Origin of the sequence: Pseudomonas pergaminensis (assembly GCF_024112395.2) — a bacterium.
Taxonomy (GTDB): Bacteria; Pseudomonadota; Gammaproteobacteria; order Pseudomonadales; family Pseudomonadaceae; genus Aquipseudomonas; species Aquipseudomonas pergaminensis.
On sequence record NZ_CP078013.2, the window covers coordinates 3,129,218 to 3,154,482 of the forward strand.

26 protein-coding genes are annotated in these 25,265 nt (G+C 56.4%); 4 read left to right on the forward strand and 22 right to left on the reverse strand.

The window, feature by feature from the left end:
• Positions 1–26: 26 nt before the first annotated feature.
• From KUA23_RS14060 to mobH, 9 genes are all read right to left on the reverse strand, one after another.
• Positions 27–1,553, reverse strand: coding sequence for an IS66-like element ISPsy43 family transposase (locus KUA23_RS14060; protein ID WP_252994173.1), 1,527 nt, complete (start codon positions 1,551–1,553; stop codon positions 27–29).
• 83 nt (positions 1,554–1,636) lie between these two features.
• Positions 1,637–1,972, reverse strand: coding sequence for an IS66 family insertion sequence element accessory protein TnpB (tnpB, locus tag KUA23_RS14065; protein ID WP_004409766.1), 336 nt, complete (start codon positions 1,970–1,972; stop codon positions 1,637–1,639).
• On the reverse strand, positions 1,969–2,301 hold the full coding sequence (gene tnpA, locus KUA23_RS14070) for an IS66-like element accessory protein TnpA (RefSeq protein ID WP_252994174.1): 333 nt from the start codon (positions 2,299–2,301) through the stop codon (positions 1,969–1,971). Before tnpA ends, tnpB begins: the two co-directional genes overlap by 4 nt.
• A 325-nt stretch (positions 2,302–2,626) precedes the next feature.
• Entirely contained in the window at positions 2,627–3,463 is an 837-nt protein-coding gene (locus KUA23_RS14075) for a hypothetical protein (RefSeq protein WP_252994175.1), read from the reverse strand.
• Positions 3,464–3,515: 52 nt separating this feature from the next.
• Positions 3,516–4,601: a hypothetical protein gene (locus KUA23_RS14080; RefSeq protein ID WP_252994176.1), complete on the reverse strand. Its 1,086-nt coding sequence runs from the start codon at positions 4,599–4,601 to the stop codon at positions 3,516–3,518.
• Positions 4,591–6,015: a hypothetical protein gene (locus tag KUA23_RS14085; RefSeq protein WP_252994177.1), complete on the reverse strand. Its 1,425-nt coding sequence runs from the start codon at positions 6,013–6,015 to the stop codon at positions 4,591–4,593. Before KUA23_RS14085 ends, KUA23_RS14080 begins: the two co-directional genes overlap by 11 nt.
• A 132-nt stretch (positions 6,016–6,147) precedes the next feature.
• The gene (locus tag KUA23_RS14090; protein WP_252994178.1) at positions 6,148–6,531 is read right to left on the reverse strand and encodes a hypothetical protein; all 384 of its coding nucleotides are present in this window, start codon (positions 6,529–6,531) and stop codon (positions 6,148–6,150) included.
• Positions 6,528–7,178, reverse strand: a complete 651-nt coding sequence (locus tag KUA23_RS14095; RefSeq protein ID WP_213569584.1) for a hypothetical protein — start codon at positions 7,176–7,178, stop codon at positions 6,528–6,530. Before KUA23_RS14095 ends, KUA23_RS14090 begins: the two co-directional genes overlap by 4 nt.
• Positions 7,179–7,470: 292 nt before the next feature.
• Entirely contained in the window at positions 7,471–9,195 is a 1,725-nt protein-coding gene (gene mobH, locus KUA23_RS14100) for a MobH family relaxase (protein ID WP_346356408.1), read from the reverse strand.
• Between the two features lie 233 nt (positions 9,196–9,428).
• Here mobH and KUA23_RS14105 point away from each other — a divergent pair, with 233 nt between their 5' ends.
• Positions 9,429–9,623 (forward strand): DUF7740 domain-containing protein, encoded by a 195-nt coding sequence (locus tag KUA23_RS14105; protein ID WP_025214500.1) that lies wholly within the window; start codon positions 9,429–9,431, stop codon positions 9,621–9,623.
• 134 nt (positions 9,624–9,757) lie between these two features.
• Here KUA23_RS14105 and KUA23_RS14110 read toward each other — a convergent pair whose 3' ends face one another.
• A complete protein-coding gene (locus KUA23_RS14110; RefSeq protein WP_213569586.1) occupies positions 9,758–10,720 on the reverse strand; it encodes an ArdC family protein in 963 nt (320 codons plus the stop codon).
• A 133-nt stretch (positions 10,721–10,853) separates the two neighbouring features.
• Complete coding sequence (locus KUA23_RS14115) at positions 10,854–11,183, reverse strand: hypothetical protein (RefSeq protein WP_034103347.1); 330 nt, start codon at positions 11,181–11,183, stop codon at positions 10,854–10,856.
• A 453-nt stretch (positions 11,184–11,636) separates the two neighbouring features.
• On the opposite strand from KUA23_RS14115, the gene KUA23_RS14120 reads away from it, so the two are divergent.
• On the forward strand, positions 11,637–12,020 hold the full coding sequence (locus tag KUA23_RS14120) for a DUF3742 family protein (protein ID WP_080758241.1): 384 nt from the start codon (positions 11,637–11,639) through the stop codon (positions 12,018–12,020).
• A 16-nt stretch (positions 12,021–12,036) separates the two neighbouring features.
• Here the strand turns inward: KUA23_RS14120 and KUA23_RS14125 are convergent, their stop codons facing one another.
• The 5 genes from KUA23_RS14125 to KUA23_RS14145 all read right to left on the reverse strand — a co-directional run bounded on the left by KUA23_RS14125 (position 12,037) and on the right by KUA23_RS14145 (position 16,603).
• Positions 12,037–13,575 (reverse strand): conjugal transfer protein TraG N-terminal domain-containing protein, encoded by a 1,539-nt coding sequence (locus KUA23_RS14125; protein WP_252994180.1) that lies wholly within the window; start codon positions 13,573–13,575, stop codon positions 12,037–12,039.
• A gap of 10 nt (positions 13,576–13,585) precedes the next feature.
• Entirely contained in the window at positions 13,586–13,894 is a 309-nt protein-coding gene (locus KUA23_RS14130) for a hypothetical protein (RefSeq protein WP_034103343.1), read from the reverse strand.
• A 3-nt stretch (positions 13,895–13,897) separates the two neighbouring features.
• Complete coding sequence (locus KUA23_RS14135; RefSeq protein ID WP_252994181.1) at positions 13,898–15,280, reverse strand: integrating conjugative element protein; 1,383 nt, start codon at positions 15,278–15,280, stop codon at positions 13,898–13,900.
• Positions 15,277–16,233 carry a TIGR03756 family integrating conjugative element protein gene (locus KUA23_RS14140; protein ID WP_034103339.1) on the reverse strand — a complete coding sequence of 319 codons (957 nt, stop codon included), beginning with the start codon at positions 16,231–16,233 and terminating at the stop codon, positions 15,277–15,279. The genes KUA23_RS14135 and KUA23_RS14140 overlap by 4 nt, the downstream gene beginning before the upstream one ends.
• 115 nt (positions 16,234–16,348) lie before the next feature.
• Entirely contained in the window at positions 16,349–16,603 is a 255-nt protein-coding gene (locus KUA23_RS14145) for a helix-turn-helix domain-containing protein (protein WP_003235912.1), read from the reverse strand.
• Between the two features lie 157 nt (positions 16,604–16,760).
• On the opposite strand from KUA23_RS14145, the gene KUA23_RS14150 reads away from it, so the two are divergent.
• Both KUA23_RS14150 and KUA23_RS14155 read left to right on the forward strand, forming a co-directional pair.
• Entirely contained in the window at positions 16,761–17,033 is a 273-nt protein-coding gene (locus tag KUA23_RS14150) for a LasR-specific antiactivator QslA (RefSeq protein WP_034103336.1), read from the forward strand.
• Positions 17,034–17,201: 168 nt separating this feature from the next.
• Positions 17,202–18,545, forward strand: a complete 1,344-nt coding sequence (locus tag KUA23_RS14155; RefSeq protein WP_252994182.1) for a hypothetical protein — start codon at positions 17,202–17,204, stop codon at positions 18,543–18,545.
• 209 nt (positions 18,546–18,754) lie between these two features.
• Here the strand turns inward: KUA23_RS14155 and KUA23_RS14160 are convergent, their stop codons facing one another.
• Genes KUA23_RS14160 through KUA23_RS14185 form a run of 6 tightly spaced genes read right to left on the reverse strand, consistent with a single transcriptional unit; the run spans position 18,755 to position 25,260 of the window.
• Positions 18,755–21,514: a conjugative transfer ATPase gene (locus tag KUA23_RS14160; protein ID WP_252994183.1), complete on the reverse strand. Its 2,760-nt coding sequence runs from the start codon at positions 21,512–21,514 to the stop codon at positions 18,755–18,757.
• Complete coding sequence (locus KUA23_RS14165; protein WP_213569591.1) at positions 21,514–21,930, reverse strand: TIGR03751 family conjugal transfer lipoprotein; 417 nt, start codon at positions 21,928–21,930, stop codon at positions 21,514–21,516. The genes KUA23_RS14160 and KUA23_RS14165 overlap by 1 nt, the downstream gene beginning before the upstream one ends.
• A complete protein-coding gene (locus KUA23_RS14170) occupies positions 21,893–23,410 on the reverse strand; it encodes a TIGR03752 family integrating conjugative element protein (protein ID WP_252994184.1) in 1,518 nt (505 codons plus the stop codon). Before KUA23_RS14170 ends, KUA23_RS14165 begins: the two co-directional genes overlap by 38 nt.
• Positions 23,400–24,212: a TIGR03749 family integrating conjugative element protein gene (locus tag KUA23_RS14175; protein ID WP_252994185.1), complete on the reverse strand. Its 813-nt coding sequence runs from the start codon at positions 24,210–24,212 to the stop codon at positions 23,400–23,402. Before KUA23_RS14175 ends, KUA23_RS14170 begins: the two co-directional genes overlap by 11 nt.
• The gene (locus tag KUA23_RS14180; RefSeq protein ID WP_034103324.1) at positions 24,209–24,850 is read right to left on the reverse strand and encodes a PFL_4703 family integrating conjugative element protein; all 642 of its coding nucleotides are present in this window, start codon (positions 24,848–24,850) and stop codon (positions 24,209–24,211) included. Before KUA23_RS14180 ends, KUA23_RS14175 begins: the two co-directional genes overlap by 4 nt.
• Positions 24,847–25,260 (reverse strand): TIGR03750 family conjugal transfer protein, encoded by a 414-nt coding sequence (locus tag KUA23_RS14185; protein ID WP_034103322.1) that lies wholly within the window; start codon positions 25,258–25,260, stop codon positions 24,847–24,849. The genes KUA23_RS14180 and KUA23_RS14185 overlap by 4 nt, the downstream gene beginning before the upstream one ends.
• Between the last annotated feature and the right edge of the window lie 5 nt (positions 25,261–25,265).

Consider the following 25,265-nt stretch of genomic DNA (forward strand, 5'->3'; position numbering starts at 1 on the left):
GCGTCCGGGCATCCCGTCTTGCGCAACTAAACCGGTCGCCACCTATGCGGTAGTAGCTCCGCAATCTCACTTGCCCGCTGCGTCGGCAGGCGCGTGAGGACGTCCTTCAAATAAGCATACGGATCATGGCCGTTGAGTCGCGCCGATTGGATCAAACTCATGATCGCCGCTGCACGTTTACCGCTGCGTAACGATCCCGCGAACAGCCAGTTCGAACGCCCAAGAGCCCACGGCCGGATTTGATTCTCGCACCAGTTATTATCGATGGGCACGGCACCGTCATCGAGATAGCGCGTCAGCGCTATCCAGCGTTTGAGACTGTAATCCAGCGCCTTGGCGATGGCCGAACCCTCAGGCACAAGCTGTCTTTGGGCGATCATCCAGGTATGAAGTGCGTCGGCGATTGGCGCTGCTTTTTCCTGCCGTATTCGCTGCCGATCACCCGGCTCCAGCTCTCGGACTTCTCGTTCAGCTTCGTACAAGGCCGCGATGTAGTTCAGCGCTTTTTCGGCGACCTGGCTCTTGTTGGTCGCGTGCAAGTCTAAGAACTTCCGGCGGGCATGGGCCATGCAGCCGATCTCCGTAACGCCCAGTTCAAAGCCTGCCTTGTAGCCGGCAAAGTCATCGCAGACCAGCTTGCCGTTCCAACTGCCCAAGAAGGCTCGGGCATGTTCGCCAGCGCGGCTCGGGCTGAAGTCGTAAACGACCGCCGCCAGGTTGGAGAACTGACTGGTGGCATAGGCCCAGACGTAAGCGCGATGAGTTTTTTTCGCACCAGGCGTCAGCATTTGTACCGGCGTCTCGTCGGCGTGAACGACGTCGTGCGTCAGCACGGCTTCGCGCAGCGCATCAACCAGCGGCTGTAATTGCACGCCGCAGTTGCCCACCCACTGCGCCAAGGTCGAACGGGCGATGGGCAGCCCGGCGCGGCCGAAGATTTTCTCTTGGCGATACAGCGGCAGATGGTCGGCAAACTTGGCCACCATGATGTGGGCCAGCAGGCCTGCGGTCGGGACGCCTTTGTCGATGACGTGCGCCGGTACCGGCGCCTGGATCAGTGTTTCGCACTGTTCGCAGGCCCACTTTCCACGGATGTGGCGTTCGACTGTGAACACGCCGGGCGTGTAGTCGAGCTTTTCGCTGGCGTCTTCGCCGATGCGCTTGAGTGCGCAGCCGCACTGGCAGTGGCTGTTGTCCGGTTCGTGATGGATCAGTGTGCGAGGAAACTGCGGTGGCAGCGGTGCGCGCTTGGGTTGCTGGCGCACTTTGGCTTCGACAGGTGCCGGTTGCAGCGCCTCAAACTCGGCTTCGATAGCGGCGATATCCGTATCGATCAAGTCGTCGAGCAGGCTGGCTTGATCCGGGCTCAACTGCTCGCTGCGCTTGGTAAACTTGAAGCGTTTGAGCAGCGCGATCTCGTGGGCCAGCTTCTCGTTGACCGATTTGTGATGAGTGATTTGCTTGTCCATCGTCTCGACGCGCTGGATCAACTGCGCCGCCAAGGCACGCAGTTCTTCAGGGTTTAATTGATCGAGATTCGGATGCGAAGTCATGCCGCCGATTTTGCCAGAGAGGGCTAGTGGCGGCGATAGACTGATGGGCCAATTGCGCTGGCAAGCAGGCCATGGCAGGCGAATTAGAGCACCGTGATGGCTGCTCCGGAACCGACGCGTTGCCAAGGCAAGCCGAGCACCAAGGCTTGAAGTTGCTCTGCATCCAACTCGACTTCAGAGCCGTGCCGCACGCCCGGCCAAAAAAAACGTCCTTGATTCAAGCGCCGGGCAGCAAGCCAAATCCCCAAGCCATCATGCACCAGCACTTTCATGCGATTGGCACGACGGTTGGCAAACAGATAAGCACAGTGCGGCTTCGCCGCACCGAACACCGCCACGACCCGCGCCAGCGCAGTTTCAGTGCCTGCGCGCATGTCCATGGGCTCGGTGGCAAGCCAGATGGAGTCGATGCGGATCATCGCAGCAGGTCTCGCAGGGAAGCAGAACACGCCGCTGCATTTTCTGCCGGCCAACTCACCACGACTACGCCTTTTGAATGCGGCACTTCGATTCGGATCGTGGCAGGAAGGGCCTGATGCATCGGCACCGGCGGCGATGTCTTGACCGGGATGAAGGCGGTTTGAAGTGTCAGGTTTTTCTGTGCATGCACCCGAATCCATTTATGGACGAGGTTTGCATTGAGGTTGTGGGTCAAGGCGACATTGGCAATTGAAGTGTCAGGTTGGGCGCACTCAGCAATGACCTGGGCCTTGAAGGACTTGGAATAGGAACGGCGTTCTTGTGGCATGGGCGTCCGCTTAAAAAGGCTAAAAATGGTGTCCACCTATATTTGGGTGGACACCATCGCCTCAAGCGACGGTGTCAGGAAGGTGTGTTGCCCGGACGGTTACGAAGATTCCACATTCCATCGCAGCCTCGAGTCGAACCGTCATTCAGACATCACGATGCCGCTGGCATGGTCCACCTGTTGCATCATGTGCGGATCGTCCTTAATTTGGGAACTCGGAAGGTGTGTTGGCTGTTCGCTTACGGCTTGTTTAAGTAATAATGATTTTGATAATTTTGCATCCTACTTATTCTTCACTTAGGTCTTTAGGTTCACAGGGCACGGCTTAGACTTTCTTCTTTGGTTTGTTGGTCTTTGGGGATAGCGAGGACGGGGATCGCAGATTTCCTGGTACTCGGAAAATGACAAGGTGGCGCGTCACTTGGCTGCCATGGGGAACAAACGACTCATACCAGACGCACTCTTCAAGACTGGCAGGCGGATCGCTACGCTCCACGATTTCCAAAGTCCCCAGGAATCCCAACTTCACGTTAGTGTTCTGATAAGCGCCAGCTTGGTTGCAATATTTCCGAGCAGCATCCTTGTCGAGATGGCCATGGTGGCGCTTCATTTCAATTATGAGCCGATGGGTACCGAAGCCGGCATAGATATCGGCTCTGCCCGTTGCGACTCCTTCAACCTCCGTTTTCAGGTCGCAGGAAGGAAAGTTACCGGCTAGCCATTGCCACAGGTCATTCTGTAGGTCGAACTCGGTAGCATCCGGGTCACGCAAGTAATTTCCGCGGTCAGCAAGTTCTTTGACTCCTGCATCTTGTCTGCTTTGGCAGAACAAGATGATTTGCAACATCATCTCGTCGAAATCTGCGCGAACCTCATTTTCGTAGTCAAGGCACTGAGTAAGTGCCATGGCCATACCGCGAAGAAGCTTCTGGACGATGGGGTTCGCGATACGACGTTCTCGCCCAATTCGCGTACATAGCGCTTGCTCCAGAGCTTCCGCCGCTGCAACGGAAATTTCTGGAGGGAGCCTGTCATAGTTGAGTGCCCTTAGCAGCTGTGGATAAGGAGAGGCACTTGACGACTTTCCCGCAGGCACACTGCCGTCCTTCAGCTGGGTGATGCGAGCTCGCAGCAAGTTTGATGTGTCGGCGTGTACCTGCATCCAGCTGTTTTCACTGAGCAGTTCGTCGAGATGCCCAAGGAGGCCACGTTCTCTAACAAAACTGGCTTCTATTGGGCTGGAGTAGCCTGCCTAGACCGCCTTGGGTCTGGAATGAGCTGTCTGCGTCGTACACGATCAACAGCTGTTCCATTACTGACCAAGCTTTTAGCCAGCTTGGTTTCTGCAAATCCGAAGCCGCGCGCTGTGTGGCTATAACCAGTCTAGCCCACTGGATATCACGATCACTTCGAGTCTCTAACCAATCTGGGAGCTGGTAGCGATTGAGTTGCCGTGCTCGGTCGGAGACCGCTTTCGTTAGTCCCTGAAGGGAAGGGCGTAGTTCTAGTTCAGAAGCCTCACGCCAGAAGCCTCGAACCAAATCAATGGCGAAGCAGTACGCGGTCGCATCCGCGCGATCATCGTCAGTATGTTGAGCTCGCTTGAGCAATGTGTATGCAGTTTCCAACTCCAAAAGCACTTTGTCGATAGATTCAGCATCTAAGGCTAGTGACAGGTGGGCAAGTCCAAGCTCAAAAGAGGCTTCCCCTTCGGCTTCTGTCGTATTGCGTAACCGATCTAGCGTGGCAAGTAACTCACCGTCACGCCATACATGGAAGGCAGCCCCAGTAAGCTTTGCTGCATGCGCCGCAAAGATTCCATCGGGATCGGAATCTAGACTAGCCATAATTCTTAAGGGCGAAAATTTGCTTATGACACCTGTCAATGCAAGTCGAAATAGCGCCTCTAGCGCGTAGGCAGCGAGAAGATTCTGCATTGGCTCGGAGCGGTTCTCTACCCGCAGTTCCAAAGCTTTCGTCAGTCGAGCAGATATCCTCTCACGTAGAGAGGAGCTGCTGATAACAGTGTTAGCGGCGTCCCTAAATGAGCAGGCGTTGTCGGTTTCGGCGAATCCACGAAGCAGTAGTGCATCAAGCACCTCTGTATCCTGAAGTTCGGCTTCGCTTGCTAAGCAGGCAAATACATCCAGGTAAGGTGCTCTTGCCACAATGTCAGCTTCGGATTCAATGGCTCTTACACCTCCTAGAGAAGAAACGGTTATTGAAGTCCCCGATTCAAGATGATCTTCGATGAGGCTTAGGACTGATACGGTGGCGTGGCCCAAGTGACTACCAGACATAACCACCTTCCGGGGCGACACGACATCTCTCATCTCCCAATGCACTGATAACAGAAGGAGCATTGGCGCTGGCGACCAGTATCTGCAATCCAGCGGTTTCATCTGCCACCTTGCGCAGCTCCTGCAGTAAGCTTGCGAGATCGCTTTCGCTGGTTTCCTCTGCGCCGGGCGAATCGATGATCAGTAGCCCCGGATGGCGACCAACTCCGCACTCTTGACCGATGCGCAGCAGTGCGATGGCTGTGGCGATACGCAGCCTCAGTCGTTCGCCAGGCGTTAATTTGCTGAATGACGTTTTTTGGCCACCCTTGATAACGCTCATCCGCGATTCTGAGCTGAGTTGAATGTGTTCCAAGCCTAACGCTCCGAAAGCATTTCCCAGTCGAAGGATTTCTTGGTTGAGTTTTTCAAGGAGATCTCCTTTGCTGGCATCGAAGGCTAACTTGGCTTCATCGTGCGCGATGCTGACCAGCACTATGTCTTCTGGAGGTTGATGCCCGACAGGTGGAGTGTTGTGCTCCTGAAGTGCGCCTTCCAGACGTGCTATTACCAATTCCGCATCACGACGTTGTTGGAATGCGTTGCTTTTCGTAGCTGCGTCTAGCTCACCTTTTGCGCTCTTCAAATCTGTTTCGACTTTCTTGTGATTGAACTCCAGCTGTTTGAGCAACGACTTGGCATTGGTCAGGGCGTTGCTTGATAGAGCAAAGCGGTCGTTAGCTTCCTCAATTGCATCGCTGGGATCATCCGAATCCAGCATGATGGGCTCGGAGCAAAGAGAGCAGCTCTGATCTTCACCTTCACGGCGGATCCGCTCCTTGGGAACGGCTGTCTCACACCGGGGGCAACAGCTAGGTAACAGGCCATTGAAAAATGCTGTTGTGACCAGATTTTCTCGTAGGTTTCGTAGTGCACGCTCATCGGCGTCTGCGGTGCTCTGAAGGGCTGAAATTTCTATCGTCGCGTTTACGAGGCTTTGCTCAAGAGCAAGTGTCTGTGTGGATAGATCAGATATTTTGACGGAAAGTCTGTCCAGTGATTGCGCGGTGACCAACTCTGAACTGTTTGACTTAAGCACCTCACGCGCGATCTTTAGATCGGAGGCGATTCTTTCCCGTGACAGGCTTGTACGGTCTGAGGTGGCAGCCGTGATGCGGCTGGCATGTTCGAGCTGTTGCTCCAGTTCTTTCTTCACGGTTGCCGCCTGCATGACGGTACTCGCCCATGGCAGGCCCACAAAAAGTTGGAGCATTCGTGCGGGAAGACCACCCATGACGACATCTCCCAACAGAACCTTGTGGTCACCGCCGAAATAGAGACCGCCGGAAAGAGCGGTCCATCCATGAGAGATGGTGATGCCGCCTTCATCATTCTTCTGTCTGGAGGGAATGGGGTCTAGATCGAAGGTGTTCATCATGAATCTGGACATCGCTGCAGCGAATCCCTCGTCGCTGCTGAACCGGTCGACCTCGTCGAATGCTCCATCCGGTCGGCACTTTATGAGTGCACCGTTTGGCTTCTTGTTAGTGACATCAAATTCTACGGCTTACTGCCGTTCATCCAGGTTGAAACTGACCCGAACCCAGTCTAACCAACTGCGCACGTCGTCCTGCAGGCCCTTAGGCTCGCCGCGCAAACACCAAAGAATAATTTCTAGTACGCTGGACTTACCAACCAGGTTGGATTTCCCTGTGTTTCCGTGACTAGTAACCGCCCAGACGCCGGAGGAAAGGTCCGACCAACTGAAGTCAATCGGATCGGTCAGCTTCCCTTGCTTTTTCCCCCGGAATTTGACACTAGTGATAGTCAGAGTTGGCGTCGGGCGAGTGGCCCTGTCTGCGGAGATGCCTCGTCTATGCAACGAGGCTTCGGCCTGCTCAACGGAGAGACCAGCACGGTTGGATACAGTTTCAAGCCAGCTCATGGTCATGCGGTTTGTCCCTGCATAATTTCGTTCAAGCGATTGCGAACACGATCCGTTATGGGCGCGATGATGTGCTTGAGTTCAGTGTCGGCGTACTCGGCTTGAAGGTACTGACGATCCTTCAGAGCTTTCCCCCCGGTATCGCCAGCGACTCTTGCAACGACCGTGGCTCGTTCCTTGTACCAAGAGATTTCTACAGCCTTTTCCGCCAAATCTGTCATCGCTTGCCGTCCCTGGGCGGTCAACAAATAGACATGTTCTCGAACATGCCCAGGGACACCCTGTCGGCGGATGCGTACGAGTCCTGCGGAACAGAGGATTGATAGCGCATTGTCCAGGGGTTCAAATGCGCCAAAGTGGTAGCGAATCATAGGTAGGCGACGAAGATCCGGTTCCCGCGAGTCGAGTATATTTTGGGCGAGATCTAGCAGGGATTGTTCGTTTGTGCTCTCGAACTCGATGAGCAATTCGTTCGCAAGGTAGTCAGGATTGCGCATCCAGAAATCTAATGCTTGCAATCGTGATTGCGCGCGTAGAATTGCTACTACGTCAGCTCCCCAAGCGTCATTGGTGACATTGGTGGAGGCGGCATCAATACAGGCGAGAAGGCGTACCGCACTTTGGCGATCGCTTGCTACTGGGAGTAAGCTCAAAATTTCACTTCCCCATGGTTTCTGCACCCTTTGAAAGGTGCCTTGATGTGTGACTGAGCATGAGATTCCTTGCCTATGCTGAAAGTGACATTAAGGCACATTAACATCATTGGGCCGCCACTTGCGACGAGGGATCTTGGCGGCCTTGGTCACACAATAGGGGGAAGCGACACATTCGAGCGGTCGCCTAACTGAGACCAAGTCAGTGTAGCTTTGGAATGGGTTTGGCGCTGCTGAAGAGTGAAAGGCTGCGTTTGGCCGAAAGCGCACAACGCCGTGGTACCGCGGAAATTTAATGTTCTACGATTTTAAGAAAAGGGTTGTCGGGTGGTATCAATTCAAAAAAATGCTTCGGACTCTCAATCAAGTACCCCTTTAAGGTTGTTTTCTTCCTAGGGCCTTGCACTTGGCATGTCCAGATATTTAAACCGTTGTCTCGCTTTTTGTGAACCTTCAGCTTCTCAAACTGCTTCTGCACCCAGCGCCATTCTTCAATTTCTAGATCGGCCCCCCGTGAGATACCAGGAAACTCCTGCGCGTAGCGTTGGAAGAGGCCAGGTGTGACCAGTAATACGCTGCCACTCACCGTGTGGATTTTGGCCTTGCTGTCATTGATGATCAGTGTGTGGCTCAGGATGCCTTCTTTGACCCAATTCAGGAAGACCTGGCCTGGGTTGTCCGAAGGCGGGCTTGATACTTCGAGGGCGCTTTCTGACGATGCGTCACTGACTTCCGACTCCTCCAACTCGAACATATCCAACAGTGTTCCGAGATAGTCGGCGTCCCCCATGAGCCCGGGATCTGGTTGCGACGGGATTTGACCTGATCCTTTACTGACAGCTTTGGGCGTCGGTGCTGATGTCTGAGCGTCAGTCGAGTGGTCATAAACTGCAACGCTCACCGTTCCGCTGAAAGTCTCGGGCCGGTCTTCGTTCCCCCAAATCAATGCGGGTTGGAGGCGCAGAAAAGTGAAACTCTGCTGCCAGTTGTCTTGCGCGACAAGCGCGGTCCAAATGGCTTTGCCGTCGGGTGTAGACTCAACCAATCCATGTGACTGCAGCTCGTCAAACACCGCGAGATTGGACGAGGGAATGCCCTCAATCGATTGCGACAGCAGATAGGCTCGCAGCTTGTCGGTGACTGTCTTACTGACCAGCCACAGGGCGTCTTGAGTGAGCCATCCCGCGGCACCCGGCTGGTTGAGTTTCAACTCGTGCTGAACCAGATGACGCAGTCCGCTGATCAAATGATGTTGCAGCGAATGATTCGGCGCTTGCAGCGCCTTGCTCGGGTTGCCACCGATGTTCTGTGCGGTGGAAACGCGGTCGGCCTGCATCACCAACTCACCGAGCACTCCGGCACGTTCGTACTGACCTGCCAGGACATACAGCAGACTGGCCCACAGTGATGGAAATCCGCTGAGCCAGTCCATGATAGGTCTGTCGAGAATCTGGGTGTAGAGCAAGCCTGCGGCCGCGCCATGCAGGTGGTAGTCGCGCCCCTTGACGTAGCGAAAACGGTAGGGCTGATTCAGGGGGCCCTGCCAAGGATGCCAGACACTACCGTCTTGGCGTTCGACCAACAGGTCCACGGCAATCTTGCCAATGTCATGCAGCAGGGCGCCGTAGGCGATGCCAGCGGACCAAACGTCGGTCTGAGCGGCTTGGTCTTCGGGGGCGGCACCTGTGGGCAGCAGATACGACTGACGCAGTTTCAGACTACAGGCGACCAGCTCCAGGCCATGGTCGAGCATGCCACCGAGATAAGCATGATGGTGCGTCTCACTGGCCGGGAGTTGTTGGACCAGCTCGATGTAGCGATGGATCGGATTTAAATAGAGCTGCCTGAACTGTTGATGGGAGAGGGCGGTGTACTGCCAAATGCGATCAAGCAACTGGCGGCGGTGCTCGGCTGCTAACAAGCTCTGGGGCGATTCGATGGGCAGGTAGCCTTCGGCGACGTTTACGGTGGGTGGCGGAGGAGGTTTTTGCCTTTTTTGGCGAAACAGACTGAGCATCACGGCCTCCCGGGAAATGGCGGAATCAGTGGCCTTTTAGCCTTTTCGGGTAGGGCTCTTACCCTTGAATCCCCATTCCCCTTCCAACCCTTGCCTATCCTTTTGGCGCGCTTCCGTTTGTGCGGCAATAGGAATATCGATTAATGCTGGTGCCGTTTTTTGCTGAGTACGCGTGCTGGCGCGAAAAAGGAAAGTGTCGGTACACTGCGGTGCGAATTTTATTGGGTCTTGCCATGAACCTCACTGACGCCACGCTCGTGCTGCTGCTCGCAGCACGTATCCATGGAACAGACGAAGCCGTCAGGGCCTCGGCGAAAAGCGTGGTCAAGAAGCTTCCGCGCAGCAAGCGTGATCTGATCTACAAGGTGATCGACAGCCGAAGTCCACTCGAACTGGTGGATTACCTGGCGGAGAATCTGGATACGTAACGGCGTACTGCGGTTACGGGACTACATCATGTTCTTTGCGTCAGGGCTCCGCAGTGTGGGGATTTTTCTGGGCATAGAAAAAGGGTCCAACTCGTGTTGGACCCTATGAAGCGTTTGCAGCGATGAGGTGACGATCAAGCTCCATCGTTCATGCGTCGCGAGTCATCCATTACCGTCTGCCTCAGTTGCTGCTCCAGGTTGAGCACATACTCCGAAGCGCATCGGGCCTGGCCACTGGCGCGGAAAATCGCGCGATTGTCAGCCTTGAGCAGGCCGAGCCAGGAGTCGATGTAGCCCTCGTGCCTCAGCTCTCCCTGAATGCCGGCATAAGCACATAAAAAAGCAGCACCCATTTCTGCGATCAACTCTTCGAATGCATAGCCTGGCGAGCCGAATGGGCAAGGTGAGGTCACGCCATCACGCTGCAATCGAGAATGGTGTCCGGTCCAGTGCGTCAGCTCGTGAAGCGCGGTGGCGTAGTACCCACCTTGATCATGAAATTGCGCTTTTGTTGGCAGTTGGATGAGATCCCTGATCGGGTGGTAAAAAGCTTCGTCGGCAAATCGATGAATGATGTTTGCGCCCGAACGTAACAACAGATTTTCTGCAGCGCCATTGGGGAAGAAGGGATCGCTCGGCTCCGTCTCGAGCACGGTTTCGTTGAGCGTTTCGAGCCCTTCCGTTTGCTCGATGTTGAACAGAAGATGCGTCCTGAGAATGCCAAAGTGAGCGACCTTGGGCTGGCCGTTCTCATCCAGTACGGGTTGGCCTGATTCGGTCTGTTCCTCGCGTTCCATCGGTTTGTAGAGCACTGCCAGGGTGCTGTGCTCACCCTTCCGGATGTGCCCGCCGGCTTTTTTGGCTTGATTGAAGGTCAACCAGCGATCTTGAGTGAACCCCTGCAACCTGGCCTCGGCCCAGAGCAACGGTAAATTGATGCCCGAATAGGGGCGCTGTGTGATGGCGTTAATGGGGTAGGGTTGATGATGACGGACGTCAGCTAGGCCACTTGAGGACCAGGGTTTGATCCAGGGGGCTACGCCTTGGTCTAACGCGGTAACGATCTTGTCAGTCACGTCTTGGTAGATATTGCGCATGGCATTTTCCTCGGAGAAAACGGAGGAACGCCTTTCCCGTCGGGGAGGGTTCCCCGGTGGGTGTTGGTTGGATTGGATGCAGGACTGCGCGCAGTCTAAGTGTGGATCAGTGGTAGGGTCTGGCCATTTGCGGTCAGCGTTGCTGCTCTTCCGCAAGCGCTATCAGTAGGGCGTTAGGTTGGTCTGCTGCCTGAAGCTGGCTGAGGCTTAGTCGCAGCAATGGTTCATGATCTGCATCACTCGCTGAGACGAACTTGGCTACCTCAAACACCACGTAGGGTGCGTTTGGATCGGCCAGGTAAGCTTCGAAGGCTGCGCGTACGACGTTGCTCAGCCTGTCGAGCTGCTGTTTTTCAGGATGATTAGAACCATCGAGCAATATTGCCTGTTGCCACGCGTCTGGAGTGAACACAACGGGCAAGCGCAGAGTGTTCAGTGCTTCGCTTGTGAGTGAGTCGGACATGGCGTACCTCCGTTGATAGCGCGAAGAAACCTGTCCCATAGGGGAAAGAATTCCCCCGCAGTGGGTTGAAGAAAAGCAAGAGGGTTTGGGACGAGCCGAGCTCGAAATACGCTCGGGAGAGCAGTAGGCGTTCATCACCCGTGAAACGTGATCGTGCGAGCCACCGAACGCTAATCGCACTTGGGGGGGAACCATCACCGGAGTGACGTAGCTTTGAAGGCTCTGGCTACCTGGGAAGGTGCTGTCGATAACAGCGATCCGTATCCTCTATGTAGCTGGATGATATGGATGGGGCAACGGCCATAGAGGCGCGGGTGCACGAGCTGCGTCTTCTGTCTTCCAGTGAAGATTTTTCGGCTAGGTAAACTGATAAACGGTCAGGCACGGACGGTTTTCGGTAGTAGGCTATTACTCCTCTCTCAACCATGAAGACGCTCAGAAGAGGTCGAGACCATGCCGACTCAAAACCGTGTTGAGGTTTCCCGCGTCCACCAATGGGCATATACCTGTGGCATGTCGATAAAACGCGAGTATCGCAAGTTTAAAGCATTTGAATCCCGCACGGCGGAGCGTGCGGTGACGGCAGGTATGCCCGCAGGCAAGCTGCTTGTTCGCGGGAGTTTTTTAGTCTTCAAGTTGGCAGTTGCTGCAGGACTGCTTCTAGTTAGCTTATGGCTCACAGTGTCGGTGATAATCCTTATCGCCTTGTGTTGGGCCATTGCGAATGGAACACCTATCAAACCTAAGGATGCTCTCCGTTACAAAGCATATGGCGATCCATATGGTGAGTATGAGTATGGTCGCGCCCCCGGTCAGCCTGATTTAAAAGACCTTTAGTCGAGCTCTTCACTCCCTACTTTAAGGCCTTTCCAGCAGACATCAGAGCTCCAGTGCCCCTTGCACCAGCGTCCTGCGCTTGAGCTGCTCCTTTGCTAAGCATGCCGTCGGCGATTGAGCCAACGCTATATCCTGCCCAGCTCATTGCAGCCAAAAACAACATTGGAAGGACGACGAACATTGCCCCCATCACATACTCAATCACCTGTGCCGTGACGGTCCCATCCATGAAGCCAGATGTCGGCAGCGACAAGAGCACCTGATTGGAGGCCGACACTTGGTTGTACAAAGTGTCGAGCATGCTGGAGTCGACCCAGCGGGCCAACTCCCACCAGAAGGTCAGCATGTGCAGCGTGAACAGCGCGAACGTCACCGTCATGACAGTCTTCAACTGGTAGGTACTGACCAGCAGGATCAGTGGCAAGCTGATGATGACACCCATGATCAGGAAAGCCTGCACCATCGGCAGGGCGGCGCGTAGCGCATTCATTGCCGGAAAGTTGCTGAACGAACCAAGGGCTAGCCCAGTGTTGGTGGCTAAGTTGTTGAGCCCCTGATTGATCGACCCGCCGCGAGCACTGGAGCCGTAGTCCTGGTACACCTGTCCGGGCGACATGGACATCGATTGTTGGCGCGGGCTGACCAGCTCGCGCAGGGTGGCGTCCTCAATCTCGTTACTCGAACGGCCAGTCAACCAACCTTTCAGCTGAGTCAGCAGCGAAGGATCGACTTGCTCGATCAACCGTTCGCGCAATCCGACACCGCTGTCACTCCACCACTGTTTGCAAGTGGGGTAGCCCGCGCCATTCTCCAACCGTGGCAAGGAAATGTCTCGGGTTTCATCGTAGGGCCAACTGACCCGCGATGTCCGTGAGCGATCGGTGTCGTAATAGCCCGGAGTGTCGAGAAAATAGCTTGAGCCGATCCAGGACGCATCATGACTTTGCGCCTTGTCCAGCTGCGGACGATTGGTGAACAGCCGAGAGCGGGAATAGCCGTAGCAGTCGCGAGTAAAGTCAGCGACTTCCTGTAGCAGGACCTGACTGTCGATGCGGGAACTGTCGATCTCCATGCGCATCTGCCGGATATCCGGTGCGCAGGGAATGGAGGCGGTAGCCGCCGCGGTCACTCCTTTGTTTAAGGCATGCACCAGAAACCACCAGACCGGCACGTTGGCCGAGCGTTCGCCGATGGTGTTGAAAGTGGTGCCCCAAGCGGTTTCCGCTGGCTTGGCCACACTGACACCGCAGCGTTGGCTCGCTGCGTCATCGAACGCCATTGACGTGAGGCTCAATGGAAAGACCGGCGCGCAGCCGAACAAGACGACGATGTAAGCCAGCCACAGCCGGTTCTCGATCCGCGGTACAGAGAGCAATCCCTTGTTGCCTTCATCCGCGCCTTGCTGACGGGCCGACAACCATTCTTGCAAGATGATTGCACCAAAGGGGGCGGCGAACAGGCCAGTATCGGACAGGACGTTCCAGATACCGTTGTTGATGATCCATGCCAGCAGGGAGAGGTAAAACTCCAGGTAGCTGCTGGTGCTCATGAGCATAGTGATGACCTCACAATCGGGTGAGCTCGAAGCAGATAGAAAGCACGAGTCCCAATACTCCGATGCGTTTCACACGCTGTTGATCTTGTGGTCGATTTCGGTAGCGCCTTAGCAGGTCCCACCAGAGTGCTAAGAGGACGCCGTAGAGCAGGGCACGCCACCACCGCAGGTGAGGCCGTATCGATTCCAAGGCTTGCTGCCAGATCTCGAAACTGCCCAGCGCAGTGCGGCCGATCCAGGCGACCAGTGCGGCGGTCAGGACCATCACCGTGGCAATTCCCAGACCTGAAAGCAAAGTGAATAGCTGCGGGCGTTTCATGGCTCACTTGCGCCTGGCGTTAGCATCGTTGAGTCGGCCAAGTTCAGGGTCGCCTTGCTCGACGGTACGCGAAGCATCGGCGCCTCCGGCATGTCGATCGAGTACAAGGCTGGCGGTATTGGTAGCCAACATTTGTCGGACCTGCAGCTCAGTCTGCAGTAGGCGTATTTCACGCTCCAGCGTGTCGATGTTTTTCGTCAAGGCCGTTTGGGCCGGTTCGGCGGAAGTGATGTTCGGTTCGTGGCTGCCTGCCAGCAGCGTGCGTAATAGCAGGAGCGCTTTGTCGAGTACGCTGGACAGGGCTGTCTCACTGGCCAGGCGCCGCGCCAGGAGTTCCTGATCAGGATCGTCGCGCAGGGCTTCGATCACACCACGGGTCACTGGCAGCATCGGGCTGGAGGCTTTGCTCAGATTGTCAGGGGTAGGCGGCAGAGGCCCGGACAGCAATCCTTGCAGGGTCTTGAGATGTTCACCGTAGGCCTCCTGGATCAGCGGCGTCAGTCCGCTGCCAGCGGTAGCCCGCAGACTCTCGCAGGTGTCGCAGGTTGCGACTTCGGTCTCGCCCAACACTCGAACAGCCCATTCGGATTCCTCTTGCGGTGAGGTCCATGCCTGGCAAATAGCGCCGCCCAGGCAATCACTGCTACTGATCGAGGCGCTGTCGTCCACGGACCGGTTATGCAGCAGGTTGTAGCCCGCGCGCACCACATCGGAGGTTGCCCGGATGGGTGTTTGTCCGCTACCTCCAGCCTTCTGCCCGCCGACCCATGACACCCCATTATTGCCGTTACGGGCCTCGGTGTTTTTCACCGCGGCCACCGCATCACCGCCGGTTTTTTCGAGGTTGCCCTGCATCTCCTGGTTCTTGGCCAATGCGCCCCAGCCGGCTTGGCCGACCTTGTCAGCCATCTTCTCGGCCATGGCCTGGCAGGTCAGTTTGGAACGGTCGAAGTCGATGCGCCCTTGCATCACCCCGTTACTCAACAACTCATAAAGCCCGGGGTTGGCGCGCTGGATGATCAACGCAGGCAGCGACATCACCGCTTGGGTCGCGTTCTGCACAATGCTGCCCATGATCTGCTGGAACCCTTCGGTGACGCCGTTCAACTGGTTTTGCAAGGTGTTGGTGAGGCTCATGTTTCCGCACATCATGTTCGCCTGCCAGGACCCGCCGACACCGAGTCCGTTGGGGCGATAGAGCGAGCTCGGCGAGCCCGCTGCCGAGCCACCACCGATGGTGTACATCACCCGGTCGTCGAGCACTTCGCCCTGAGTGCCTAGACGGTAATCGTCCTCGGCGGCCTGGGCATGCGTGGCCACGGCGAGCAGCCCGCAGAGCAACAAACTCATCGGGCCCAGCCATGATCCTACGAGAAGTCGACTCATGACGTACCACCTTTGAAGTCGATGCTGAACAGGAAGGTCTGTCCCTCACGCTTGCAGCAGCTATAGGGACGCCACAGCGACCAGGAGTAGCCGCCATCCGCGCTCTGCACCGGATCGCTAGGGAAGGTGGCACATGTGGGTTGAACCAGAGGGGAGAGCAATTGCCATTTGTGGGTCGAAGCGTCGTTTTCAACGATTGGGCCAGGCGGCCAATAACCATCGCGTGGTACGGGTATGAGCGGGAAATACACGTGCGGCTGTCCGTTACGGGTAATCACATCACCCGCCCGCTGCGCCATCACCGCAGCGGCTTTGAAATCGTCGGGCTGCACCAAAAATCCTTGCCGCGGATAGACGTTGCCCCACATGTTTCCTGCGAACTGACGACCGATTTCACGGATCCCGGGCACGAGCGACTCGGGGTAAAGACTTTCCGGGATGCCATGACGCCAGGCCAGTGAGTCCAAAGTGCTCAGGTAGTAGGGCATGAACGCAGTAGCGCCGCTGGCGCAGGCGTAGCCGGATTGCGAGGCCAGTTGTGTGGCGGCCCAGCCCCCGGGGTGACCAATGCCATCAACGTTTTTAAAACGAGGCAGGTTATCGCGTTGGTTGTTCGGCGTGATCAGGTTACCGCCTCCTTCCGCACCGCTGATGGGAGAGGAGAGCGCGGCCATCTCGGTCCAAGGATTGGCACCGGTGGTGGCATAGCTGGAGACCACCAGCTCAGGAAGGAAATGACGAACTTTGGTTGAGGTTTTCACGGTGCAGCCGAAGGGGGTGCAGAGCAACCAAAAGCAGATGCCGACGACCTTGTATTCGAGGCAGTCCGGAGAGAGCACGGAGGCGGTAATGCTGCCAGTATCCAGCGCTACGCTTGGCCCCGATGCCAGCAGAATGCTCAGCACTAAAGGATGTAACTTCTGGGGCGAAATATGCGGGCAGGCAGCAGACATGATCCAGGCTCTGGGTGTATGGCCTGGACAGGTTCAATGATCGAAAGGAGGGTGTCAGTGAGAAAGCCGAACGCAGGATCGTCGGTTTACAGCGATTTTCTAGATCAGCAGAGGGTCATTCAGCGCTCAGCTTACGAGCAAGCGCGTCAGACTCGATGAGCAATTGATCCGTTTTGATCTCGAAAATGTTGGCGAGTTTGCAGAGGACCAATAACGACGGGTTGCCGACCCCTCGTTCGATTTGACTCACATAGGTACGATCCACCTCGGCCATGAGCGCCAATTGCTCCTGGGTGAGATTCTTCACGCGTCGCATCGAGCGGATATTTTCCGCCAGTTGCAGACGGAGCTGTTCGTAGTCTTGAGTCATGCGCGCAAACTGCGCCTTGAGGGACTCTCAATCCACGGGATATAGTCTACATTGGTCTGATTGGGCGCTTTTTTGATCCTCAAGCCAATTGATGGCTTTGTTTCTATGCTGCTTGAACAGACCCAGCGTTAATAAATAATCGAAAGCTAAGGTGTCTATGAACGAAAATTACGTTTCAATTCCTGCGGCGGATGGTTGTCCGAGTCTTCTGACACCTTGGGGCAACGAATTTGCCCCGATGATCGAGCGTGGCGTGCAATGCGCCCAGGCTTGGCTCGATACTCCCGGCGAGATCCCACTGTGGTGGGAGCTGGTGCAAGCGCGCAAAACCTTTCCTATCGGTGACTGCCAGGACGCCTTTGAAGCCGGGTTTCTGTTGAGGATTCAGCAGCGGCTTCAGCGCGGCACACGGATACCTGTATCGACTTGACTACCCGATTGCATTTAGCCTGTCCTAGCACTTGGCATAGGCCAGCAGGATGCGGTCCTAAATCACTTCTGGTTTTTAGGTACAGCGTCTTTGTCCGATGTTTGCTCTGAGACTCGCGGTGCCCTCGACGAAAGCGAGTGGGCATGGGGTTACGCAATTAGTCTCGATATGTGCCAGCAATCCACCGATTTCTCTTATTTTCCGCGCGGCAACCGCACCAGCATATCTTCAAGAGGGCACAACACGATGGTAAACAAACTCGATTTGCATTTTGAAATGAAAAAGATGCTCCGCGTAAAAACTGCCATCCTCTGTCGCTCACCAGGTGACTCCCTCTTAGACATCGTCGCTTCTGATCGTGAAGCGTTCTCCGGCATTCGTGTGTTGTTCGCGAGCGATGAGGGAGGGGTTCCATTGCAAGGTTTGGGCCGGTCAGATAATCCGAATGTGCCCGTGGTTCCTCTATTTGCTGGAAAGGGAATTTTTGCATTTTCCGATGCTATCGAGAAGCAAATGCGCAGCGGTAGTGCGCCGTTGGAGTTTCCATTCTTCTCATTACTGGATACAAATTTTCTTACCGAATTACCGGGCTTTTTTCGTCATGAGAATTCGAAGCATCGCGAAAAGGTGCGTGCCACCCTACAGTTTATTGAAGATCAGGGCGGACGCGGTTTCGATTGGATGTTTGCATCGTTGGAAAACCTACGTGAAGTGGTAAAGCCTAATAATCCATGGCCGTACCAGAAAGTTGCGGCTGCAAAGATGTTTGATGCCATGATGCATGCCCCTGAGGTCAGGGAAAGGGTGCTAAAGGGGCACGCTGAGCAGATTCAAGATTACATATCCGCAGCTGAGGAAATGTGGGATTCATTCCTGACCAATCGGGATGTATGGGCCTGCATCCAACGGCGAGATATGATGCAATCGATAATGTTACGTGCGCTGCTGGAGTGCTGGAATGGTCGAAGCGTAGATGATGGTATTCGCTGCTTAGTGGATTTCTGTCTTGATAATTTTGACGCCATGCCCTTGAAGGAGCTTTACTTTGGCTGGAAGGCTCTGAGCGGATTCGCTGATAAGCAGACTAGAATGCCCATCTTTGACGAGCCCGCGTTGCGGAACCCAAACGCGGATTCGACTAACAGGATTTCTGCGCTTGCGTGGGATCTTTATATGTTTCGACATTGTGAAACGCTGATGACAGAAAGGAAGGGTAATCAGTTCATAATTCCTGTTGTAACCACGCTTGATGATGGTTTGTTAAAAGCCATTAAGAGCTGTCCTCTAAGAGCGCTTTTGATTCACGATGAGGCACGAAAAGTAGAAGCGATATTTGACGATGAAATTGAGTTTTCTACTTGCCTAGATCGCGCACTTTCGAATGAAACAAAGATGCGAATTAATGATCCAGTACGTATAGCCAGGCCGAAGCGTATCTCGAAGCATGATCTGAGTTATTTGATAAACAGCTTGGAGTCAGAAGTGAAGAAGGCTGCGAAAGCAAGAGCGTAGCCGGGGTCTCATTAATAACGGCGGAAAATTTATATTGAACTGACAGATAATAAAAATTCTGAAAACGCCCCGCACGCGATGGCCAGTAACAGACCGGCCTGCTAAGTGTGGAATACGAATACAATCGGCTTTTCAGTTGTCGTGCAAACGCCTGGTCAGCTGCGATGCAGTTTCGGAGTTAAATCTCTGAAAGAGCAGTAACTGAATAGCTATTTCGATGTAGATTTTATTCCTCGTGCTCTATCGATCCGTTCAGCTACCCGGTAAGCCGCTTCCAACTCTGAACAGCCGTTCTCCTGCATCAATGTCCAGCGCTCGGCTTTTTCCTCGGGTTCCGTCATGGCCAAGGCGAGATAGAGGCTGGGTGGTACGGCTCGAAACAGCGTTTCGAGTTTTTTCGACAGCACGACCCCCTCAGTGTATTTCCCGGGCTCCTTACTGGCGGAGAGCAACAAGGCTTTCTGTGCCGGGGTGAGCTTCCTGAAGCGGGCGATTTCCTCTATCTCCGCTGGTGGCATGTTCAAACAAATCCACCATTCGATCATGTTGAGCATGGTCTGCGCGGCAGTGGGGAAGTCGGCAAGGTTTTGCGTCGCCAGCCAGAACCAGGCCCCGAGCTTGCGCCACATTTTCGTCCCTTTGACCACAAATGGCGCCAGTAGCGGGTTCTTGGTGATGATATGGCCTTCGTCGGTGACCATGATGATTGGTCGGCCCAAGTACTGGTCGCGCTCGGCAAGGTTGTTCACGGTGTTCATCAGGCTGATGTAGCTGATGGACATCTGGGCTTCGTAGCCTTCGCGAGCGTACGTGGCCAGATCGACAACGGTAACATCGCTTTCGGGCCAAGGCGTGCCCTCGCGATCGAACAGATCGCCCTCGAATCCCTGACAAAACAGATCAATGGATTCGCCCATTTCCTGGGCCCGTTCACGACGCTTCTCCGGTAAGTGCAAGTCGGCGGCGGTGCGCAGCAAGGCGTCACGTACGTCGCGGGTCAGTACCTGGCGAGCCGCCGCGACACACGCCTGCGCCGCATCGAGAATGCACTCCCGAATCAGGCTGCGATCGGCTCGACTCAGGCGGGCTTCTTCTTTGGCCTCGCCGCCGGTGATCATCAGCCGAGCGGTGATTTCGAGTTCCCCGAGAACATCGCGCTGGTCTTCGCGACTGGTTACCACCTCATCGTCCCACTCATCAATCGACAGACTCGCCACCTGATCTGGCTGCTCGACTAGACGGTAAGCATCAGCGAAAGGCGCGAGGCTGACCAAGGCGCCAGGTTTCAATTGGACCTTGTTGACCGACAAACCCTGCGTCGCGAAGTAGTCGCCTTGTAAGCCAAATGAGTTTCCGGCTTCGACGATAAACAGGCGAGGACGGTACACCGCCATGACTTGCATCAGCAGGGTGACCAGGGTGGCCGACTTGCCGGCACCGGTCGGGCCGAACAACAGCAGATGCCCGTTCATGGCCCGGTCCAGGCGTGATAACGGGTCGAAGCTCAATAGCGAGCCGCCGCGGTTGAACAGGGTGATGCCCGGGTGGCCGGTACCGGTGCTTCGGCCCCACACCGGGACGAGGTTCGCCAGGTGCTGGGCGAACATCAGGCGGGTGTACCAGTTGCGTGTATCGCGGGCCGGGTTATAGGCCATCGGCAACCAACGCAGGTAGCTGTTGCAGGCGGCGACTTCATCGCCTTCGCGTACCGGTTGCAGCCCCGCGCCCAACAGCGCGTTGGCCAGGCTGACCGAGCGCTGGTGCAGTTGCTGTTCATCGTGACCACGCACGTAGAACGCCAGCGTGCCGCGGTACAGCTTGTGCTGGCGACCGATGATCGCACGAGCCTCTTCGACATCCTGACGGGTCTGGGTCGAGGCCAGGTTTTCACCGATAGCTTTGCGCGCCAATCGGTTTAACTGGTCTTCGAGCATATCCTGCGGCTTGACCACCAAGGTCAGACTCATCACCGTGCCTTCGGGTAACTGGTCGAACAGGGCATTGACTGCATCACCCTTACGGGATTCTCCGGTGAGTTGACCAATCGACGGTGCCCGTCGCAGTTTGTCCACCACCATGACCCGATGGGGTTGCCCATCGAAGTACCAGAGTCCTCGTTGCACATCCGAACACGGTTCGTTGAAGAACAACCGTTCGGCGAAGTCGTGATCGAAGGGCAATTCCAGCGACCCGCCATTAGCAGGCTCCGGATAGGCAACACGTTTGTAAAAATCCTCGGGCGCTTCATCGGTGAGCCTGGGCGTCGGATTGAACCAGGGCAATAACCAGGCATACAAACCGTGGCCATCAACTGGTACTGATTGCACGCCGCACGCCTGCAACGAAGCCGCAATACGTTCGCAAGCCTGCTGCAGGGATTGCACCGGGGTGAGTCCCGTCTCCTCGGCGCCAGACTCAAGCCAGCGATAGATCACCAGGCGCACCCGGCGGTTATTGCCGCGCCAGGGCAGGCTCGTCACCACCTTATCCTCGAACAGCCCGCCGGGCTTGGCGATGGCCTTCAGATGACGGCGAGTGAGTTCCAAGTATGCCTCGGTGAAGATCGTGCCTCGGGCGCTGTCCTGAATATAATCGGTGAGACGCGTCAGGTAGGGGGTGAAGTCGTTGTCATCCTGGCAGAAAAACTGCGCCACCCAAGGCGCTTGGTCCAGCTCATCAAAACTGTCCTGTAGGGCATCCTCAAGGGCATCGCGGGCGGCCATCAACCAATCGGGTTCGCGCCCTTCGGTGCCGATGGGCAGTAACTCAAACACCGCGCCCACTGAGCGATTGTCATCAAGCAGAAAACACTGCTCGGTATCGAGGTATTCGACCCAAGGCAGGTGATCGGTGAAGCTGGGGTTGTGTGCATAGAGTGCGGCGTCATCGGCCAACGTGGCGCGAGGACGTAATGGGGTGCGCCAGGCTTTCCACGCGCCAGTGCGGTTACCCGAATCGTCGCTACGCATTACAAGTCTTCCTGACGTTCACCCGGCAATGCGTACTGCACACGTTGGTAGAACGGAAAGACGGTCGAGTAACCTGGGATCGGCGCCTGCTCGGTACCACTCAGGTGCGGATATACGTACAGCACCAGATCGGGATTGGGCAAGCGAGGGAACAGATTGCGAATCTCGTTCTCCGCTGTGCGCGTATACGGTTCTTGGAGAGCAACGGAAAAATCTGCTTGAGCCAACGGACGGCGTAACTGCTGCCGAGCATCCAACAGTTGCTGCTGAGTGCCTTGCGACCCGGCACCGTTCCAGATGCCCAACATGGTTTGCTCGCCATGGGGCAGCAGCGTGTCCTTGTCGGTGGAACACCCCGCCAGGACCCAGCAAAACACGCTAATCAAGGTCAGGCAGAGAGGCATGGTCTTTTTCATGGCGAACGCTCCGGCCCTTGGGCTCGTAGTCGATGGTGATTTCATGATCGAGGTGCAGTGCGACTTGGGCGGCCGGAGGCACGTACACGGCAGCAAAGGCTTCGCCATACAGTTTGTTCACCCACTCGCGGATGTCGCTGACCCCACCACTGAGAATTGAATTCAGTGCGCTATTGCCACTGCTGCTGGTGACTCCTAGCGTACTGCCGCCCGAACTGATCACGCTGCTGTTGTTCCGCTCATCCCCGAGCAGCGCTGCGACACCGGCACCGGCGGCAGTGATCAGGCTCTGGCTGCCGAGGTATTGCTGGGCGTTCGAGCGGCGCTGGCCAGCGATGCAAGGAATGCCATACGGATCGGACAAGTAACCGAGCCCGCCACGGATCTTGTCGGTGTTCGAGCTCTGGGCGGTGGATGCATTGCGGCTGGCGACTGCCTTCGGCTGAGGCACCGTGCGGATACTGCCGTCGGTAAACACAAAGGTAATTGACTCGACCTGTCCGCGTACGCACGACAGGGTCCAGTCGCCGGAGGCTGTACCGCTCATCACGGCCCCTGCGACGTCCGGCAGGTCGATGCCGTTGGCTGTCAGGTTCTCCGGACCGACCAGCACCTTAAAGGGGTAGGGATCATTCACGGTGCCGTCCACCGGGACCCGACCGATCAGCGCGGTCATGGCGACTGAGCCCATCAATGTCGCGTTTTCGGGAATGGTGTAGACCGGCTTCGCGCCTTCGGTACGATCAGCGGAGCGTGTTAGATCACGTTCACTCTTGGCAACCTCGCGTAACTGCTTCTGGCTGCGGTCGATGGCGTTGTCCTTCAAACCCTCCAGTGAGTTGAAGGCAGTAGGCGGATTCAGGGCGGACGCGGTCTTGGTTTTGCCTCGGGCATCGGTGGACGGAGCATCCGAGGGCTCAATCCACTGCAGCGCATCATCGGCTGAGTGCTGCCTTTCGAACTGCGCCCCGTCGCCCGGCTCAAGCCCCAATCCAACCGGCATATCCTTGCCTTTGCCGGTCAGCCCCGACAGCTGTTCCTGCAACTGCGTCAGCAGACCACGGGCCTGGCGACTGTCTTGTTCCGCTTTGAGTCGGGCCTCGTTGGCTTGTCGGCGGCCTTCGTCGACCTGTTGGGTTACGCTGCCAAGCGCGGTCTGGATGCGCGAATCGACACTATTTTCCCGCTCACGAAGGCGGTTGTTCTCCGTCTGCAGCGAATCGTTGTGTTTTTTCAGGCCGAGCATGTCGCTGCGCATGGCCTTCACCTGGCCGACCAAGGTGGCAACCGTGTCGCGTGGGGTATCACCCGCAATACCGAGCGACTTGGCCTGCTCGGCGGATAACTGGAGGTTGTCCTGAGCAGGCGGACTGTCTGACGAAGGCGAGGTACCACCCGCAACCCAAGTTTTCAGGATGATGAACACCACGCCTAGCAGCACAGCCGGTACCAACCATTTGAGCACGGCGTTAGCTTTCATCGTCAGCACCTCGTGCAACGGGCGGGAGCGGCACGGCGTGTTCGAGGCCGGCACCGTGGGTGACGAGGTAGGCAACCGTGGTGTCTTCAGGGCTGCCGACAGGCCCGAGGAAAGCATGCTGGAAGGACGCGGCGAACAACTTTGCCTGAAGCTGACGCGGATCGAGTTGCACCGTCACTGATCCAAGGTTGCGTAACTTCACCGCCGTCACCCAGTAATCACCTAGTCGCCAGGCGGCGATGGGCGTGCTGGACACGTTTTCGGTCGGCAGCAGGGTCGGTAGTTCGGTGCGCCGCTTGAGGGGGGCGCGGCGTACGCCGGGTAGGGATTCTACGGTGCGCAGCGGCGCGTACAGGCTTTGCGCGGCGTAGCGCGTCAACGCGACAGGGATCGGCGTACGTTCTGGAACAGGGGCGGTGCTGGATTCCGTCTCGGTAGTCTGCACCGGAGCATTCTTGATAATACGCACGGGTTCCAGCGGTTGGTCGCCAGGCGTGGCTGCAATGTCCAATAGGATGATCTCGCCCGTCGCGACCGATTGCAGTTGTAACCGGGTAGGTGCAATGGCTTCTGACGCGCGCAGGTACAGCGTGCCGCCGGTAGATTGCACGCGCAGCTTGCCGGTCAGAGTTGAGGGGACGCCGACTCGGACATCCTCATCGACAAAGACCACCCGCTCCTGATTGATAACCAGCGGGACCGCGAGGGGCAGGCGTTCCCAGTGCATCAACTCGACGGCCTGCGCTGCAACTCCCCACAGCATCAGTGTGGCGGTGAGTCCCAGAATAAAAATCCGCGTCATGGCTCACCTCCAGGCACAGCGATTTTTTGCGGCGTGCCCTGATAACAGTCCAGTGCCAGCCCCCATTTATTACGTTCGGGGTCGAGATCAAAACGCACCACGCGTAAGGGATAACGCACCACCACTCGTTTCACCGGTTCGGCCGCGTAGTACTCATCGGCGTTGAGGTCGAGAGTGACCAGCCAGCTATCGCGATCGAGTTGCTTGACCCTGAATTCTGGATCTTCGCTATAGCCTCGGCCCAGAATTTCGTAGACGCCACGCACCCGCTGGCGGAGTTCGCCGGCGGCCTTGCGGTATTCGTAGTCACCATCAAGGAAGGTCTTGCAGGAGGGTGTCAGATAAGACTGCAAGCCATAGATGGCGCGTCGATAGTCCTTCTCACCATCCGAGGGCCAGCGGTTGAGCTGACCAAAGATGTACAGGGCAAAGGCATACACATTCTCTGAGGGAATATCCCACCATTTGCGGGTACTGCCCGAGCGTAGATCTGGTGGTACATGCACGGTCAGATCGGTCGGTGCCGAGCGCCAGCCGTACCAGAGCCCGGCACAGAGCAGGGCGAGGAGAATCACCGCCAGGCGCAGGCTGAAGATATGGGCCTGTTGGGCGTCCACCTTGTTCCGAAATCGGCTCATGGCAACCACCGGGACAGGGCAGGACGCAGCCGACGTGAACGGCGGACCGTCCAGGCACCGGAGTGGAGGATCAAACTGCCGCGACCCAAGCGCCAACGGCTAGCCAGTACCCATTCGAGTTTGCGGTACAACCAGGTCTCGGGGCGAGCCCGTTTGGCCCGGCGCAATAGCGTGCCACCGGCAAATAGAACCAGTGCCATGCCTGCGATCATGCCGGTCGGCGCTGTGGCAATGGAAGCGGTGGCGATCGCCAGAGGAACGCCCAGCACAAAGCCGACGAGTGCGCCGACACCGAGCGCCACCCACATCTCATCATTGGTCAAACCGCGCAATACGGCGGGATCACGATTGAGTCGCTCAGGCAGAAAAACCAAGGTGCCGTCGGCAAGGCGTTCGATAGTGTCGTTCATGTCGA